The organism is Flavobacterium sp. FlaQc-52, assembly GCF_044007495.1.
Taxonomy (GTDB): Bacteria; Bacteroidota; Bacteroidia; order Flavobacteriales; family Flavobacteriaceae; genus Flavobacterium; species Flavobacterium cupriresistens.
Genome location: NZ_JBIPCV010000009.1, coordinates 113,614 through 131,744 on the forward strand (window position 1 = coordinate 113,614; position 18,131 = coordinate 131,744).

General features: G+C 35.7%; 12 protein-coding genes. 7 read left to right on the forward strand and 5 right to left on the reverse strand.

What is annotated here, in order from left to right:
• Positions 1-29: 29 nt before the first annotated feature.
• Positions 30-749 (forward strand): hypothetical protein, encoded by a 720-nt coding sequence (locus ACHRV5_RS16040; protein ID WP_230002947.1) that lies wholly within the window; start codon positions 30-32, stop codon positions 747-749.
• Positions 750-1,034: 285 nt separating this feature from the next.
• On the opposite strand, the gene ACHRV5_RS16045 is transcribed toward ACHRV5_RS16040, so the two are convergent.
• The 3 genes from ACHRV5_RS16045 to bshC all read right to left on the reverse strand — a co-directional run bounded on the left by ACHRV5_RS16045 (position 1,035) and on the right by bshC (position 4,665).
• Positions 1,035-1,454: a nucleoside-diphosphate kinase gene (locus ACHRV5_RS16045; protein WP_047778452.1), complete on the reverse strand. Its 420-nt coding sequence runs from the start codon at positions 1,452-1,454 to the stop codon at positions 1,035-1,037.
• A 231-nt stretch (positions 1,455-1,685) separates the two neighbouring features.
• Positions 1,686-2,957, reverse strand: a complete 1,272-nt coding sequence (locus ACHRV5_RS16050; RefSeq protein ID WP_395427411.1) for an acyltransferase family protein — start codon at positions 2,955-2,957, stop codon at positions 1,686-1,688.
• Positions 2,958-3,075: 118 nt separating this feature from the next.
• Positions 3,076-4,665: a bacillithiol biosynthesis cysteine-adding enzyme BshC gene (gene bshC / locus ACHRV5_RS16055; protein WP_395427412.1), complete on the reverse strand. Its 1,590-nt coding sequence runs from the start codon at positions 4,663-4,665 to the stop codon at positions 3,076-3,078.
• An 825-nt stretch (positions 4,666-5,490) separates the two neighbouring features.
• Between bshC and ACHRV5_RS16060 the strand changes: the two genes are divergently transcribed.
• The 5 genes from ACHRV5_RS16060 to ACHRV5_RS16080 all read left to right on the forward strand — a co-directional run bounded on the left by ACHRV5_RS16060 (position 5,491) and on the right by ACHRV5_RS16080 (position 10,753).
• The gene (locus ACHRV5_RS16060) at positions 5,491-6,234 is read left to right on the forward strand and encodes a hypothetical protein (protein ID WP_395427413.1); all 744 of its coding nucleotides are present in this window, start codon (positions 5,491-5,493) and stop codon (positions 6,232-6,234) included.
• Positions 6,234-7,625 carry an RtcB family protein gene (locus ACHRV5_RS16065; RefSeq protein ID WP_395427414.1) on the forward strand — a complete coding sequence of 464 codons (1,392 nt, stop codon included), beginning with the start codon at positions 6,234-6,236 and terminating at the stop codon, positions 7,623-7,625. The genes ACHRV5_RS16060 and ACHRV5_RS16065 overlap by 1 nt, the downstream gene beginning before the upstream one ends.
• 16 nt (positions 7,626-7,641) lie before the next feature.
• Complete coding sequence (gene prfH, locus ACHRV5_RS16070) at positions 7,642-8,331, forward strand: peptide chain release factor H (protein ID WP_395427415.1); 690 nt, start codon at positions 7,642-7,644, stop codon at positions 8,329-8,331.
• Between the two features lie 36 nt (positions 8,332-8,367).
• Positions 8,368-8,886 (forward strand): hypothetical protein, encoded by a 519-nt coding sequence (locus tag ACHRV5_RS16075; RefSeq protein ID WP_395427416.1) that lies wholly within the window; start codon positions 8,368-8,370, stop codon positions 8,884-8,886.
• Positions 8,887-9,472: 586 nt separating this feature from the next.
• A complete protein-coding gene (locus ACHRV5_RS16080) occupies positions 9,473-10,753 on the forward strand; it encodes an MFS transporter (RefSeq protein ID WP_395427417.1) in 1,281 nt (426 codons plus the stop codon).
• 197 nt (positions 10,754-10,950) lie between these two features.
• On the opposite strand, the gene ACHRV5_RS16085 is transcribed toward ACHRV5_RS16080, so the two are convergent.
• Positions 10,951-15,012, reverse strand: coding sequence for a T9SS type B sorting domain-containing protein (locus tag ACHRV5_RS16085; protein ID WP_395427418.1), 4,062 nt, complete (start codon positions 15,010-15,012; stop codon positions 10,951-10,953).
• A gap of 144 nt (positions 15,013-15,156) precedes the next feature.
• Between ACHRV5_RS16085 and ACHRV5_RS16090 the strand changes: the two genes are divergently transcribed.
• Positions 15,157-17,361 carry a B12-binding domain-containing radical SAM protein gene (locus ACHRV5_RS16090; RefSeq protein WP_395427419.1) on the forward strand — a complete coding sequence of 735 codons (2,205 nt, stop codon included), beginning with the start codon at positions 15,157-15,159 and terminating at the stop codon, positions 17,359-17,361.
• Here ACHRV5_RS16090 and ACHRV5_RS16095 read toward each other — a convergent pair whose 3' ends face one another.
• Positions 17,362-18,126: an MBL fold metallo-hydrolase gene (locus ACHRV5_RS16095; protein ID WP_395427420.1), complete on the reverse strand. Its 765-nt coding sequence runs from the start codon at positions 18,124-18,126 to the stop codon at positions 17,362-17,364.
• Positions 18,127-18,131: the final 5 nt, after the last annotated feature.

The following is an 18,131-nucleotide window of genomic DNA, read 5'->3' on the forward strand; positions in this document are numbered from 1 at the left end:
TCAAAACCTAAAAAAACAAATTCTAAAAAATGAAAAAAGCATTACTTATTTTAACAGTGTTATGCACTTTAAACGGTTATTCACAAAAGAAAAAAGTGGCAGTTGTCGGTTTTTATACTGACAAAACAATTGATCTTTCTAGTCTGGGACTAAATGGTTTAGCCGCAATAGCGGACTTAGGAAGTGACCCGAATTTTAATCTTGCTCCTATTTTAGAGAAATATCACACTGCTTTTTTTGAGGTGTATTCTAAGAAATTTCCGTTTGATTTGATTCCTGAGAATGAAGTGACTCAAAAACAAGAGTATATTGATTTTACACCAAAATTTGCCAGAGAAGGTGATGCAGGAAAAACGATCATCAATTACCCTGGATACAAATATATTTACGAAGGTATGGCAGGTGAAGCCAATGAAGTTGGAACAGCTACCATCTTTAAAGAAGTTGCCGATGGTGTTTTGTTTACAGAAATCCATTTTTCTCTACAAAAAGGATTCGCTGTTGGTGGAACCGGAACAGTTAAAATGAGAGCGAATGTAAGACTTGCTTTGTACGATAAAAACGGTAAAAAAGTATTTGCATTCACCGAAGGAGAAAACTCTAAGAAAACGGGAGTTATTGTAGGCGGAATTCCTGTTTTAACGCCTGAGAAAGTACTACCAATGTGTGAAAGTGCATTAGAAGAACTGCTAAAAGATTTAGATGAAAAAGTGGCTAAAATCGTTAAAAAGACGGCTGATAATCTTTAATATTCTATAAGTTATATAAAAGCAAGAAACCACTCTTAAAAAAAAAGAGTGGTTTTTTTATGTGATTTTTGGATTGCTGTGGTGGGAATTACTAATTAAATACCCCAAAAAACAAACCTAACAGGTTTTAAAAACCTGTTAGGTTTAAGGAATTTTGCGACTCTGCGAGATTTTTAGTTCTTCACCTGAATTTGATTATAAAAAAATCCCGTTTCAAATTTGAAACGGGATTTCTTTTTTGTGATTTAAATCTGAAGTCTAACTTCAGAAATCTAAAATCTTTATTTAGAATTGCTCTCTTCCAGCAAAGTGGAATGCACCTTCGATTGCAGCATTTTCATCGCTGTCTGAACCGTGAACTGCATTTTCTCCAATAGAAGTAGCATATGCTTTACGAATAGTTCCTTCAGCAGCTTCAGCTGGATTTGTAGCTCCAATTAAAGTTCTGAAATCTTCTACTGCATTGTCTTTTTCTAAAATAGCAGCAACAATTGGTCCACGAGACATGAATTCAACTAATTCTCCGTAGAAAGGTCTTGCAGCGTGAACAGCATAAAATGCTTGAGCATCAGCTACAGTTAATTGAGTTAATTTTAATGAAACGATTTTGAAACCTCCGTCAGTAATCATTGCTAAAATGTTCCCGATGTGTCCGTTTGCAACAGCATCCGGCTTAATCATTGTAAAAGTTCTATTAGTTGCCATTTTTCTTGCGATTTTTAAATTTTGTGCAAAAATAGACTTTTTTATGAATTGATTTTAATTAATTCATAATTAAAACTTATTTAATTTCTGTAAAACGCTGATTTCATGAAAAGCCTATAAAGTCACAGCATTTCCCTAAAGCATACAAGTCATGTCAGTAAATAGATTTGAATCCTTTTTTAAGCCCCGGTTTAAATGAACTTACATGACTTATATGGTTAAAAAAACACACTAAACCTTAAAAATGAGTTTATTTTTGTAGAATAGCCATAAAATAAAAGTCCAGATTCCCACATAAACCAAAGCTCCGGCAAAAGAAGCCAGCATCGGATTACTGAAAAAAGGCGCGATTCCGTACTCATACAAATATTTCAGAAGATTGATCTTTTCTCCGGTTTTATGCGGATTTTCAAACTCCACCATCACCAAAGCCTGTGGAATAATCTGAGAAGTAAAAAACACAATCATCGGATTTACACCCCAGATTAAAAATAATTTGAATCCTTTTTGATAGGAAGCAATATCTATTACATAATATAAAATGGACAAAGTAGTGGTAGCCAGCCCTGTTGTGTACAAAACATAACTGCTTGTCCAAAGTGATTTGTTTATCGGGAAAACAAGATTCCAAATTTGACCTGCTATAATTAGTGCTATCCCTGCCAATGCCATTTTTTGTGCAATATCTTTTTTTGCAACCTTCAGTTGTAGTAATTGACCAATTAATAAACCAATAATACCATTTACAATTGATGGAATGGTACTTAACAATCCTTCCGGATCCCAGGTTACAGTGCCACGATACATATGACCTTTAAGAAGAATACCATCCAGCCAAGAAGCTAAATTGGTTCCTTTTTCCAGATTGGCTTCTCCAATTCCGGGAACGGGAATCAAGGTCATAACGGCCCAATAGCCAAATAAGAGAACAACTCCTGTTATGATTTGGGTTTTTTGGGTTGTTTTTAAATATAATAGAGAAATAACAAAATACACCACCGCAATTCGTTGCAGTACTCCGGGAAGACGTGCGTCGTGATAAGCCTCGATTCCACTATAAGCTAGAAAAAGATAAATAAGCAGGATAGAAAAGGCAAAGATGTTTTTTAGTTTAGAACTAAAATTACCCATTAAAGCATATCCAACGCCAATTGTAATGATCAATCTGCCAATAAGAAGAGGGATACCGGTAAGATCAAAGAGTTGTATTTTTCCAAAATAATTGAAGAAAATCCCTAAACATAACATTCGTAGCGAACGTACGAGAATTTTATTAAAAGTAGTGTCGTCGTATCTTTTGTCCGGCATCGCAAGCGGAACTGCAACTCCCATTATAAAAATAAAAAAAGGGAAAACTAAGTCCGTTAGGGTACAGCCATTCCATTCAGCATGCAAAAGGGGAGGGAAAACATTACCCCAATCTCCGGGGTTGTTGACAATTGTCATTAATAAAATAGTCAGTCCACGAAAGACATCTAGCGAAATTAAGCGTTCTTTTACCATTGGTTTTGGGTAAATTGGATTAGTTAATAAATTTTAAAAGTCGCTATTTGGTTTAGAAACACTAATTTCGGAATCAGGTGGTTATTTTATCCCGAAATTAGTGCCGTATAGTATGAAATTAGATCGTTATGATTGAAAAATCAGTTTCTAAAGGTCTTAATTTTTGAGTTAATAAAGGAATCAATTCGGCTCCTTTTTCTAAATAAAACTCAGAAAAATTGGCCTGACGTTCCTGCAAACTCTTATTAGGGAATAATTGATATTGTAAATCTTCGATCCGCTCTAATTGGTCGCTTAATTTTCTTTTTTGGGCTTTAAGCAGTCGTTTCTCTAAATTTTCCAAGCCCTTTTTTTGTTTTACTTCCTGAGCTTTTACGGCTCCTGTAAAAGACTGATCTGTTTTTTGAGCTAGTTCAAATAGATATTGAAATTGCTTCTCCAAAATTTCTTTTTGAGGGGTTAAGTCTATCGGGAATTCAGAAATTTTATAGGTGACAGCGTTAACTAGATCGGCTGGTTTAGTAAATAAATCTTTCCAGCTTAAACCCAGTTGATCGGCTTTTTTGGATTGTTTTTCGGTAGCTAATAAAACAGAATTTCGAACTAAAATTATTGGAAATGTTACGTCTACGGCCTCAAAGAAAGATTTTAATTCTAACCAATACGCAATTTCTCCACCTCCGCCTATGTAGCATAAGTTGGGTAAAATAATTTCCTGATACAAGGGACGCATAATTACATTAGGACTGAATTTCTCCGGATTACTTTCTGTTAATTTTAGAATTTCTTCCTTCGTAAAGGAGATTTTAGTATTGTTGACGATGTATTTATCGTTTTCAAAAACAATGCGTTCGCGCAAATGATCTTCAATATAGAATAAATTGATTTCACGCGGATTTACCTGAACGGTATACGCTTTCAGTTTTTCTATAGTTTCCTGAACCGCTTTAAAAGAAGTTTGTTTCGTTAATTCTTCTTGAATATAAGGAATGAAGGCACGTTTCAAATCGGCACTATCTGCATCTATAATCACCAGACCTTGATCAGCAAACAGCGCATTGGCTAAAAAACGTGTAGCATCAGCAAGCGTATTGTGTTTTAGATAAGCGTCTTCAAAGAGTTTTTTTAGCGTAGTTGCGTTTGTACTGGATCCTAATTCTAAAGCATAGATTTCGAAAAATTCAGCGAGACCTTCTGTTGAAAGTCTTCCTACCGGACCCGTACTTTCCTTATTCCATCTGAATTTTTTTCCTTTAAAATTAAAATAATTGATCTCTTCAAAATCATGATCTTCGGTCGCCATCCAGTAGATTGGGACGAAGTTATAGGTTGGGTACTTCGATTGTAATTCTTTGGTGAGATTTATGGTCGAAATAATTTTGTATAAAAAGTACAAAGGCCCGCTAAAAAGATTTAATTGATGCCCGGTTGTAACGGTAAACGTATTTTGATCTGCTAAAAGAGCAATGTTTTGTTTGGTCAGATCAGAAGTCGGAATAGCCGAATATTGTTCTTCTAAAACAGCAACCAAAGCAATCCTATTTTGATTGTTGAAATTCTGTTGTTTTTCAACGATTTGTTTTTCAAAGTTTTCCAGCGTTGGGAAATTATTGTAAAGCGGCTTCAGATCCGGTTTTTGTTCTAAATAATCATGTATCAATGTAGAGAAATATCCTGAGTTTTGGTAGCTGATACAGTCGGTTGGCATAGTTTTAGGTTTATTTTTGATAGCTGTAAATTTAATGAAAATATACAGTTAAAAACGGTTTTAACTATTGCTTAGGATTTGATTTTTTATTTTTGAATTAATGCCTTGTTAATCAGTGTGTTTTGTTTTTTTGTTGCGATCTGAAATTAGCCGTTTTAGTAAACAAAATGTTAATAGCGTGAAGAAGTATTGTTTTTAGCATAAACAGCAGAGAAAAATTAGACAAAGCGTTTCTTTATTTTTTATAAAGATTGTTGTTTTTCAGAGTTTGATATTGGTTAATAATGGAAAATTGTATTCTTTTTTTGAATCTGATTTTGTTAAAACTAGCCATACCAAATTTGTATAGAAAACATTTTTTAAAGCAGGAAAATTTGTTAAAATTGGTTCTCTTGTGCATGTAATTGTGATTAAAGTCGATTTTTTTAATGTTTTTAAGTATCTGTAAATCAGTGATTTTTAATTATTTTCAAAAATTTTTGTTAAAATAATTTGTTTATTAAGAAAATATTTCACAAAATTTGCCTCAGAAAATAAATCATTAACTATTAATAACGAAGACAATGTTTGTATTAAACTTTACCTCTCAAAACATCGCATCAGGATTAGATTCTGTTGGCATGTGTCTTCGTGGCTTTTCTCAATCCTAGCAAATCAATTTAAGATATAAGAGCAAGCCCGAAGGAAAATAACTTTCGGGCTTTTTTTTATTCTAGACTCTTCAAAAAATTCCCGATTACAAGAATTTAATTTATCTGTTTCAGATAAAATGCTATTGTCTTGTATTTTTTATACCGGACAGGAAATCTATAATCTATTTTTTTAATGGACAATTATCTTTTGGACGATTGCATTCAATGCACTCGTTTAAAAACTAAAAGACGAAAAAAAAGATTGGTTAAAGAGGATTTTGAAAAAGAACTTGTTCAATTATCAAAACGAAAAAGTGCCCTTTATTTGGCCATTAGAAATTTGCCTTTAATCGAATTGAAAGAGCCTTATCAAAAAGGCTGGGTTCGGTTTTTTGTAGTTCGTGTTGATGTTTTGCGCTCAGCCGACGGTGTATTTTATGAAAAGATACTAGCGAAAATTAACACTTTTCAGTTTTCTAGTCAAAAGGAATTCACCACGAGGAAAAAGCGTTTTGGAAAGAAAGCCGTTTATCCAAGAGAACAATTTGTGGCTAACATAAGCATCAGCGATTGGAATACGAACAAATTCGAATTAACTGATAAAGAAAAATCCTGTTTTACACTAATCGAAAAATGGTCTGAACTATACAATCGTTTTGTGAGGTATTACAAATTTAATGAACCCTGGAGGTTTGTATTTAAAATTGAGGTAAACATAATTACACATAAAAAAGCTGTTGACGCAGGACTTGAAAGTGAATTAAAGCTCATCGAAAATTACCTACAGAATCGGAATTTAGGATGGAAGATCTATAAAACGAGGAGCAAAGGAGACTACTATTATTGGAGCTTGGAAAAAGTAAAGCACAATAATGACTTAAAAACAACAAATCTGAATACGATATATGAAATGTATTTAGAAGAAAAACATATATAATGGGAAATAAATTATCCGGAAAAGACCTGATTAAAATAGGCTTTCCAAAAAATAACAGTATCAATATTGCTTTAGGGCAAATCAATCGATACAGAAAAAGAGAAAAAAAAGAAAGTATACTAACCGAAGCCAAAGAAGTTTTGTTGTTTCCTGAAAAGTTTGCAGGACACGGAACCTGGGGGAAAGTGGCTGAAGGATTAGTAAACCCGGTGCAAGTAAGAATGCATCAGCTCAATAATACAAGGGCTCCGTTTTCGATATTCGGAGAGAATGAAATCGACGAACAGGCCAAGTATCAGTTGTATGATGCTTTAAAATTACCGATTTCAGTAGCCGGAGCTCTAATGCCCGATGCGCATTCAGGTTACGGATTGCCAATTGGCGGTGTACTTGCAACAGACAATGCGGTTATTCCGTATGGGGTTGGTGTAGATATAGGCTGCCGAATGAGTTTGTCCATTTTTGATATTCCGGCTAGTTTTTTCAAAGGAAAAGAACATCAGTTACAGGCCATTTTAAAAGAAAATACCAAATTTGGAATGTATGAAACACATACGATAAGAGCCGATCATGAATTGTTTAGCCGAAGCGAGTTTCAGGATATTCCACTTTTGAAAAACCTTTTGACTAAAGCCTACAAACAATTGGGAACATCTGGTGGCGGAAATCATTTTGTTGAGTTTGGAATTGCAAAGATTACGAATCCGCTTAACGAATGGAAAATAGGTGTTGGGGAATATTTTGCAGTGTTATCGCACAGTGGTTCAAGAGGATTGGGTGCTAATATCGCCAAACATTATACGTATCTGGCTACTAAGCAATGTCCGTTGCCAAAAAATGTACAGCATTTGGCTTGGTTGGATTTGAATACACATGACGGTCAGGAATATTGGTTGGCTATGAATTTGGCCGGTGATTATGCTAAAGCCTGTCATGATGATATTCACCGCCGAATTGCAAAAGCGATAGGAAAACGTGTTGTTGTGACAATCGAAAACCACCACAATTTTGCGTGGAAAGAAATCGTAAATGGCAAAGAAGCCATCATACACCGTAAGGGAGCGACTCCGGCCAATGTTGGTGAACTGGGAATTATTCCGGGTTCGATGACGGCTCCGGGATTTATTGTTCAAGGCAAAGGAAATGCGGAGAGTTTAAATTCTGCTTCACATGGTGCGGGACGACTTTTTTCTCGTAGAAAATGCAAAGAATCATTCACGCAAAGTGAGATCAATAAAGTCTTGAAAGCAAATGACGTGAGTCTGATTGGTGGAAACATTGATGAAGCTCCAATGGCCTATAAAGACATTAATAAAGTAATGGCAAACCAAAACGAATTGGTTGATGTTCTCGGAACATTCACACCAAAAATCGTGAGAATGGACCGCTAAAAAAAAGATAAAAATTATGGAAAAAATAATTCAAATAACATCAGGGCGTGGCCCGGCTGAATGCAGCTGGGTTGTAGCTCAGGTTTTAAAAACTTTTATAGAAGAAGCAAAAGAGAAGAACATAAAAACAACAATGCTTCACAGAGAAATCGGAATTGAAAATGGAACCGTAGAAACAGCAACAGTTTTACTGGAAAGTAGCAACCTGAATGATTTTGTGAATTCGTGGGTGGGTACAATTCAATGGATTGGACAAAGTCAGTTTAGGAAATTGCACAAGCGTAAAAACTGGTTTATCGGCATCTTTGAAATGGAGAAATCAACGGCAACCGAGATTTCCGAGAATGACATTCAATACCAAGCTATGAGAAGTTCAGGTGCCGGAGGACAGCATGTAAACAAAGTAAGTTCGGCCGTAAGAGCAACTCATGTCCCAACCGGAATCAGTGTGGTTTCGATGGACTCCCGTTCACAACATCAGAATAAAAAACTGGCAACGGAAAGGTTATTGCAAAAATTTAAAGAAGAAACGGTAAAACAGTTTAAAGCCGAATTTCAGGCGCAATGGATGAACCAGCTGCAAATTCAGAGAGGAAATCCGATTCGGATTTTTCAGGGTTCGGATTTTAAAAAACAAAAAGAAACAAAAAATTACAAACAGGAACGACAAAGGTTAAAAAGAGAAGATTATTCCGATCGGGAATAATAACAGTACACTTTGAGTTCCGATATAAAATAATAGATGAAAACAGTAGATAAATATCTTTTTCAGGCGTTAGACAGTTATCCTTATTCGTTGGAAGAAACCATAGAATCATTAGAATACGCTTTGTCGTATGATGATAAAAACACAATGGCTTTATGTTTATATGGTCAGGTTTTGAGCGATCAATTATTTAAATATGAGGAGGCTAAACAGTATTTTCAACAAGCTATTTCGATTAATATTCATGCAATAGAAGTGTATTCGTATTATATTTATACGTTGGTTTTGAATGAAGATTACGAGGAGGCAATGAAGTTAATTGATTTTGCACTTACGATTAAAGGAATCAACAAAGTGGAGATTCTCTTAAAGAAAGTGCTGCTTTTAGAAAGCCAGAAAAAATTCAAAAAAGCACAAAAAGTATTAAAAGAGACACAACTTGAAACTCTAAATACAACTTATGATTGTACTATTGAAGAAACTGAAAAACGATTGACTAAAAAGTTGAACAAGGTTTCTAAAAAAAAGAAACAAGTAAGCAAAAAGAAAAAATAATACAGAAAAAAAGGATGTTGTAAGGACATCCTTTTTCATTTCGGGGAGTTGATATGGATTAAAAAAAGGCCAGATTAATTTTAAATATCCGGGCCTGTTTTTTTATTCTGCCACAGATTTCAAGAAAGTGGGCTTACGACTTTGACAAAGAGTCGCTTACTTTGCAGGCCTATGAGCAAAGAAAGCCAGAGATTAAAGGATTAAAATGATTTATAAAATCTGTGTAAATCCTTTTAATCGGTGGCAAAAAAATAATTCGTGCCAATTGGCAAAATTCGTGGCAAAATGATGAAGAAGGTCACGAAAACGAGGAATCTAAACAACTTGTTTTTTATTTTGGAGCGTGTCACACGACCAAATTCAAATATCGCCCTGATCAAATTCGAATGTCATCCTGAGCGAAGTCGAAGGAGGCGCATGAAATCCCACAACCTTAAGACCCGATCCCCGGCGTCAGCTCAATTTAATGCTGTTTTTGTATTTTCACAATGATCTTTTATTTTAACAGATAAATGTTTGTTGATTTCAGGAATTAGGTTCATTTTTGTGTTCTATTTTCTTAAAAATAAACCTATATCAAAATTGAATGAAAAATAACCCAAATCAGAAGAAGAACTCTTTAAAACACGTTCTCTTTGGTAGTTTAATTGGTACCACGATCGAATTTTTTGACTTTTATATTTATGCTAATGCAGCAGTATTGGTTTTCCCGGAACTATTTTTTCCCGGATCAGATAAGACCATGGCAACCTTAGAATCATTAGCTACTTTTTCGATTGCTTTTTTATCGCGTCCTTTAGGTTCGGCATTTTTTGGACATTTCGGCGATAAGATTGGACGCAAATTTACTTTAGTTGCTGCTTTGCTGACGATGGGTATTTCGACTGTAACCATTGGTTTTTTACCAAGTTATGCCAGTATTGGTGTAGCAGCTCCTTTGTTATTAATGTTGTGCCGATTTGGACAAGGAATCGGATTAGGAGGTGAGTGGGGAGGCGCTGTTCTGCTTGCAATAGAAAATGCACCGCCAAACAAACGTGCCTGGTATGGAATGTTCCCACAGTTGGGAGCTCCAATTGGATTATTGCTGTCCGGAGGTACTTTTTTATTGTTAACCGATTCAATGAGCAACGAGGATTTTATGGATTATGGTTGGCGAATTCCTTTTATTGCCAGTTCTCTTTTGGTGGTAGTAGGTTTTTATATTCGAACTAAAATCACGGAAACACCTTCTTTCGAAAATTCAAAAAAAGAACAGGAAGAAGTGAAAGTTCCCTTTTTAACTTTGATAAAATCATATAAAAATCAATTGATTTTTGGAACTCTGGCAGCCGTTACGACTTTCTTGGTTTTTTATCTGATGACAGTCTTTACACTGAGTTGGGCAACTTCTAATTTAGGTTTCGAAAAAAGAGATGCTTTATTAATACAGTTGTTTTCGGTGTTGTTTTTTGCTCTTTTTATTCTGGTTTCGGCTGTGGTTGCAGATAAAATCGGGCGTCGAAAAATGCTAATTATTGCTACGGCGGCTATAGCTGTTTTTGGTTTTTTCTTTTCTTTCTTTTTGAAATCGGGAAGTATGGCTTTGGTATCGATTTTTACCTGTATCGGAATGACTCTGATGGGATTTACTTATGGCCCTTTAGGAACATTTTTATCGGAATTATTTCCTACCAATGTTCGTTATTCAGGTGCTTCCTTAACCTTTAATCTGGCAGGAATTTTTGGTGCAGCTTTTGCCCCCATGATTGCAATTTGGCTGGCATCTCATTACAGTTTGACCTATGTAGGTTTTTATTTGACAGGTGCAGCCTGTATTTCTTTATTCTCTCTATTAGTCATTAGTAAAAAAGAACATAAGTTTTAAAGAATCAATTCCAAAAGTTGGGAGCACTAAAAATTAAACACGAATAGTATTGAATTGATGGAGGAAAAAAGAAATCCATTTTAATTATAAAAATCTGTGGCAAAGAAATAATCCATTTAAATTGATGCAATTCTTGGCAAAAGATCAAAACGATAAAAAGGTTGTCTAAATATAAATTTGGACAACCTTTTTTATTCTTAACGTTTCAAGGTAAAATGACCTGTAAATGTTGTACCATTTAAACGAGTGACACTAAACCAATAATCAGATGCTGGCATGTCCTGTCCCGTATAAGTTCCATCCCAGGAAGTATTGACGGTTAATTCTTTGATAAATTTTCCATAGCGATCAAATATTCGGATTCCGGTGTTGGGCGCTAAGTAATCAAAATCGATGGTCCAGGTATCATGAAAAGTATCATTATTAGGGGTAAAGAACTTTGGGTAAGGAAGTTCATTTATATATTTAGTACATGGAGTAGCTGTGGCTTCATCGATTTTTATAGTTATTGGAGTTCGTTCACTTTCGCAATCATTAATGGTCTGAGAAGCATAATAGGTAACTTCATTTTTAAGCGGAGTTGATTCAGATAAAATTACTCCGGCTGTTATCGCATTGTACCATTTTATGTTTTGACCGTTAATTTCTATTTTGCCGATGGTAGCATTTTCCTGTATACAGAAAGTTTGATTTGCATGGGCAGTTGGAGCTTGTGTATCCTGAATTTTTATAATGATGCCCAATCTTTGACTTTCGCAGTTCGTGTTTGTTTGACTTACATAATAAGTACGGTTTTCAAGAGTGGTTGTGCTGGTTAAAACATTTCCTGCTGTTTCCGCATCATACCATTTTAGGTTTTGTCCTGTGAGAATTGCAATATCATTTATAGTAGCGTTGTCATCAATACAAAAAGTTTGCGCGGTATTGGCTGTTGGCAGAGCGGTATCATGGATCGTTACGAATACTGCTATTCTGTCACTTTCACACCCAATCGCCTGTGAAACGTAATAAGTAGTATTGTTTTGCAACACTGTAGTATTTGGTAATGGTGCTGCGGAGATCATTGTATTGTACCATTTTAAATTTGTCTCATTCAAAACGATATTGCTCAAAGTAGCATTTTCGCTTTTGCAAAACTCAGGACTTAAATCGCCCGTAGGAATTCCGGGTGTATTTTGGACAGAAACCGTAACGGCTAATCTTTTACTTTCGCAGGAATTCAACGTTTGCGAAACATAATAAGTAATTCCGTTTTGCAGGGTAGTAGTGTTTGAGAGACTGTTTCCATTGGTAAGCGCATCATACCATTTTAAACTTTCTCCGGTAACGACAATATCCTGTAAAGTTGGATTTTGACCCGTACAAAAAGGTTGATTGGTATCTCCGGTTGGAGCAGGGGTATCGTAAATTTTTACTGTTACAGCAGTTCTCTCACTCTCGCATCCGCTTATTGTTTGTGAGGCGTAATAAGTTGTGCCCTCTTGGAGTAATGTGGTATTGGGTAAAAGGGTTCCGGCTGTGAGTGCATCATACCATTTTATGTTTTGACCAGTTGAAATGCTGATGGCATTTAAAGTCGGCTTATCCTGAATACAGAAGTTCTGAGGGGAAGTTACAGTTGGTAATGGCTGACTGTTTATAAGGACTGTTTGATTTTGGGTTGCATGATTTCCATTTCCGTCATTGTAGTCCCACACAATGGTATATGTTCCGGGTAATGTATAGGCTAATGGACTTATAGTTGTTCCTGTAATTGCTCCTGCACAGGCATCGGTAGCAGTTGGAGTTACAGTTATTGTTGTATGGCAGTCTCCGGTAATCGTTGGCAGAGTTGCCAAATCTGGAATTGGAGCTACAAAGTCACCCACAACAACAGTGGTTTTTTTAGTATCGTCACAACCACCTGTTCCTGTAATTGTACAGCTGTATTCGCCACTATTTAAGGCAGCTGCACCAGTTATAATTGGGTTTTGATCTGTTGATGTAAAACCATTTGGTCCTGCCCAGGAGTAATTAGTTCCACCAGAGGCTTTAAGTTCTAATGAGCTTCCTATGCAGATTGGAGAGTTACTTTCTATTTTAGGAATACCTAGTAGAGTGGTTTCTTGAAATTTCATTAAAAAATAATTATAAAATCCGAGAATGTTAGATTGATAAGAATTAGCATCTGCAATGCCATCATTTTTACTTGAGGTCCCACTGACAAATATGTCATTATTTATGTCTAGAGCTATTTTTGTTTGATTATCGTGACCATCTGCACCCAGATATGTTCCCCATATAAAATCGGCTTCTTTAGAAAACTTGGCAAGATAGTTTTCAAAATCTTTGTTTGATCGATAGGAGCAAGCAGTAGTTAATTTAGAAAGATCAAATCCAGTATTTGTTGCACCAAGATATAGGGAGTTATTTCTAAAAACAATGGAATAAACATGGGCTTGACCAACATAAGTACCCCAAATTCTTTTCCCATTAGTATTTAATTTTGCAAAAAGACCTCGGTAGGAAGAGGTATTGTCACTGTCAAAACTATTCGGAGTGGTCATATTATTATCACTCGCCGTTTGTCCACCGATATAGATATTATCTTCATCATCAGCTTCAACCGCATATATGTCATCAATCTGTTCCCCTCCGTAATAGGTAGACCATATTCTTTGGCCATTTAATGAAAATTTGAATATAACTCCATCTGGATGAGTAATTGGATCATGTAATTCTTGAAAAACACCAGGAGTAGAAATATTGTTAAAGCTATATGTCGTACCTCCAATAATTAAGTAATTGTTTTTTACCTTAATGGCATTAAGCTGATCACGATTTTCACCTCCTACATAAGTACTCCAGATTACATTACCTCCAGATTCAAATTTAGTTAAATATCCGTCAATAGTATTAGAGAAATTTGGATCTTGATTTATATGTGTTTGGAAATTACTATTTATAGCAATGCCAGTTGTACTAGTAGTAGTTCCAATCATATAAATATTATTGTTAATATCAATATCTAAAGCATGACCCAGATCGTCATATTCTCCACCAAAATAAGTTCCCCATAATCTAACACCTGAACTATTAAATTTCACCAAAAAAGCGTCCTGATATCCTGATAAATTAGGTTTGTAAGAACCAGTGGTACTTATATTTGTCTGATCTTGTGTGGTACCTGTCACAATAACATTATTCTGAAAATCTATTTTTATATCATTTATATCACAGTAATTTTGTCCGCCGTAATAAGTACCCCATAAACGTATTCCATTAGGATTAAATTTTTCTATGAATCCATTTGAAAAGGAAGAAGATTGTGTCGTTTGATGTGCTCCTGCTGTAGCATATGATGAATTTAAGGCGCTTGTACTTCCTGCTACATAGGCATTTCCAAAAGAATCGGTACTAATACTCGATGGTCTAAGAGTAAAATGTACCCCGGTTTGGTCCCCATAAAAAGTTCCCCAAAGTCTTGTTGGCACAGGATCAATAATCACCGTTTTATCAGAAACAGGATCAGAAGTTTCAAAACCGTAAACATCTTTTTTTATTTTTCTATACCCAACAGCTATTTCTTTTTTAGCTGCGCCTTCCTCAGTCCAGCTTGAAGGAAGTGTTTCCTCCATTTTTCCAAAACGAACCTTCATCTGGATTTTGTTATCAACCAGTTCTGTTGCTGCGCCGCTAAATTTTAATTTAATAGCCGAAATGTCTCCTTTTGGGTGAACAACAAAATTGTATTCCACTGTTTTTTTTGGGTCATTTGGAATGGTAAAAACGATATCAATATTGGGGTAAATGTTTTTATAGGTGATTTGTTTGTATTGATGCACGGCAACAACGCTTTCAGGTTTGTTTGGGATATTATAATAATTATCAAAATCTTTTGCTTCCTGATCCGTGATGAATTCGACGTTAGCATTTGAATTTACAAAGTCAATGTCAATTCTGTGAAATTTATACTCTAAACCATATTCCGGTTCTTCCGGTACATCTTCCTTAGGATTTCTGTATGGTAACGTTTTGGATGTTTTCCGACTGACAATCGGTGTCTTTTTTACTTCATAGACATCATAAGAAAAGCCGTTTTTTCTCAATTGAACATTTAATCCTCCCGTGTTTAATAAAAATTTTACAGCCTGGTTCGGCTTACCTTTCTGATCTAAAATCTGACCTTTGTTTTCTTTAAAACCGATAGATTGGTTTTTGTTCTGAGAAAATACAGGAATAAAAATTAGTAACAACAGAAAAAGTAAAATTCGCTTCATGGGTAGGTATTAGTGCTAGGCAAATGTAATTAATTATCTACAAAATAAAATCAAAAATCCCAGCTCCTGCCAATCGTAAAACCGTCGAAATCTTTTCCTGAAAAGATTAGAAATATCCCGTATTTTTGCAGAAAATATTTCCTTTTGAAAACTAAGCTTTTTGTAATCACGCCTCCATTTACTCAACTGAATACTCCGTATCCGGCAACCGCCTATATAAAAGGGTTTCTGAACACAAAAAATGTAGCATCAGTTCAGGCAGATTTAGGAATTGATGTGATTCTGGAGTTGTTTTCGAAGAAAGGTCTTGTTGATTTGTTTGAAGTTTCAAGTTTCAGGTTTGAGGTTTCAAGTACTGAGATTTCAGATAATTCTAAACGTATTTTTGCTTTGCAGGACGAATACATCAAAACGATTGATGCTGTAATTCAGTTTTTGCAAGGAAAAAATCCAACGTTGGCTTTACAGATTTGTCAGGAGGATTTTCTGCCGGAAGCTTCTCGTTTTGCGCAATTGGAAGAACTCGATTGGGCTTTCGGAACCATGGGAACGCAGGACAAAGCCAAACATTTGGCTACGTTATACCTCGAAGACATTTCGGACTATATCGTAGAATGTGTCGATGAGAATTTTGGTTTTAGCCGATATGCCGAACGTTTAGGCCGCAGTGCCAATTCCTTTGATGAATTGTATGAAGCCTTGCAACAACAACCAACCTACATTGATTCGATTTTAATTTCACTATTGAAAACTAAGATTGAAGCGGTACAACCAACTTTATTTTTGATTTCTGTTCCCTTTCCGGGGAATTTATATAGTGCTTTCCGATGTGCGCAATGGGTAAAAGAAAACCATCCTGAAATTAAAATTTCAATGGGTGGCGGTTTTCCAAACACCGAATTGCGTTCGCTTTCTGATGCACGTGTTTTTGAGTTTTTCGATTTTATTACTTTGGATGATGGTGAAGTGCCAATAGAAGAGTTAATATTCAATTTAGAAAATCCAAATTCCAATTCTTATAAGAGAACTTTTTTGTTGGAAGAGGGAAAAGTTGTTTACAAGAATAATTCGTTGAAACACGATTACAAACAAGCCTACGTAGGAACGCCGGACTATTCGGATCTGCCTTTGGATAAATATATTTCGGTGATCGAAATTGTAAATCCAATGCACCGAATGTGGAGCGACGGTCGTTGGAATAAACTGACTATGGCGCACGGTTGTTATTGGGGAAAATGCACGTTTTGTGATATTTCGCTGGACTACATAAAAGTATATGAACCCGTTGCAGCCAATCTGCTTTGTGATCGAATGGAAGATCTGATGCAGCAAACCGGTCAGAATGGTTTTCATTTTGTGGATGAAGCCGCACCGCCGGCTCTGATGCGTGCTTTAGCGCTGGAAATTTTGCGAAGAAAACTAGCGGTTACCTGGTGGACGAACATTCGTTTTGAGAAAAGCTTCTCTGCCGATTTATGTTTATTGCTGAAAGCCTCGGGTTGTATAGCCGTTTCGGGTGGTTTAGAAGTAGCTTCCGACCGATTATTAAAATTAATTGACAAAGGAGTAACTGTAGAACAAGTAGCAAAAGTAACCCGAAATTTTACGGAAGCAGGGATCATGGTGCATGCGTACCTGATGTACGGATATCCGACACAAACCATTCAGGAAACGGTTGACAGTCTGGAAATGGTGCGACAATTATTTGAAGCAGGAATTCTGCAATCCGGATTTTGGCATCAGTTTGCCATGACAGCACACAGTCCCGTTGGATTGTATCCGGAGAAATTTGGCGTAACCAAAGCAACAGAAGTCATTGGAACTTTTGCGAATAATGATATCGACTATACCGATTCTACAGGAATCAATCACGATAAGTTTAGTTTTGGATTAAAAAAATCACTCTTCAATTTCATGCACGGAATCTGTTTTGATTACGAATTGCAGGATTGGTTTGACTTTAAAATTCCGAAAACAAAAATAGATCCCGATTTTATTTTTAATGCTCTTGAAGAAGGAAACGATTTTAATACCAAACCCAATGCAAAAGTAGTCTGGTTAGGCGGTAAGCCGACTGTGGAACATTTTACAAAATCTAAAAAAGGACAAACCTGGGAAATGGTAGCGTTTGTTTTTCATGACAAAAAAGAAAGTTTTACCATTCAAACCAATAAAAATGAGGGAGAATGGCTTGTCGAAATCCTGAAAAAAATAACTGTTTCAAGTGGTAAAAATTATACTTTTCAAGAGGTGAAAAATGATTTTGAAACGGAATTAGAGGATTTCGAATTGTTTTGGTATTCAAAGCCAATCAATACGTTGCGTGAATTTGGTTTGCTGGTTTTGTAATTAATACTCCACGCATTCACCATCATTAGGAACAGCCGTTTTGGATAAAAGATCACTGTTTTCCAAAGCTAACTTTAACTCCTCTCTTGTAGTAGGGCAATGATTTAAAGCTTCTAAATGATTCGCAAAAACATTTCCCGGTGCTAAAGCTGTAAATTTCAAAATGTCGCTCATTCTCATTAATAAGGGTTGTCCGAAATCTAATCTTGCAGTTCCACAGGCAACAGTTGCAATATCAGGTTTTAGTTTTGTCAGTACTTTTTCTACGTCTTTTGTAAAAATAGTGTCGGAGCTAATATAAACCGATTTTTCGTTTTCGAGTTCGATATAGAAACCCATTACATTCCCCATTAGTTTGGCAATAAATCCATAGCCGTGTAGGGCTGGTATACCGGTAATTTTTCCGTCCAGGAAATCTTGAGGTTGCCAGTAGTCTAAAGTTTGAACAATAGTTAAGCCTCTTTTTGTCAGGACACTTTCATCTTTGGCATTGCAAATTACCGGAATTGAGTTTCTTCTTAAAAAGATTTCTCCGGCTTTATCAAGATGATCCGGATGCAAATGTGTAATTAAACAATGGGTTACTTTACTAAGGATTTCACGGCTGTTTTTGGGCAATGCCTTAAGCGGATTTCTTTTTGGCTTGTAACGGAAAAGCGTAAAAGGAGCAATGGTTTTCCTTTTGCCCAACATTGGATCAATTAAGATAACATGCTTTTCTGTTTCAATAACTAAAGTAGCGTTGCGCAAATTGTGTAATTTCATATCGA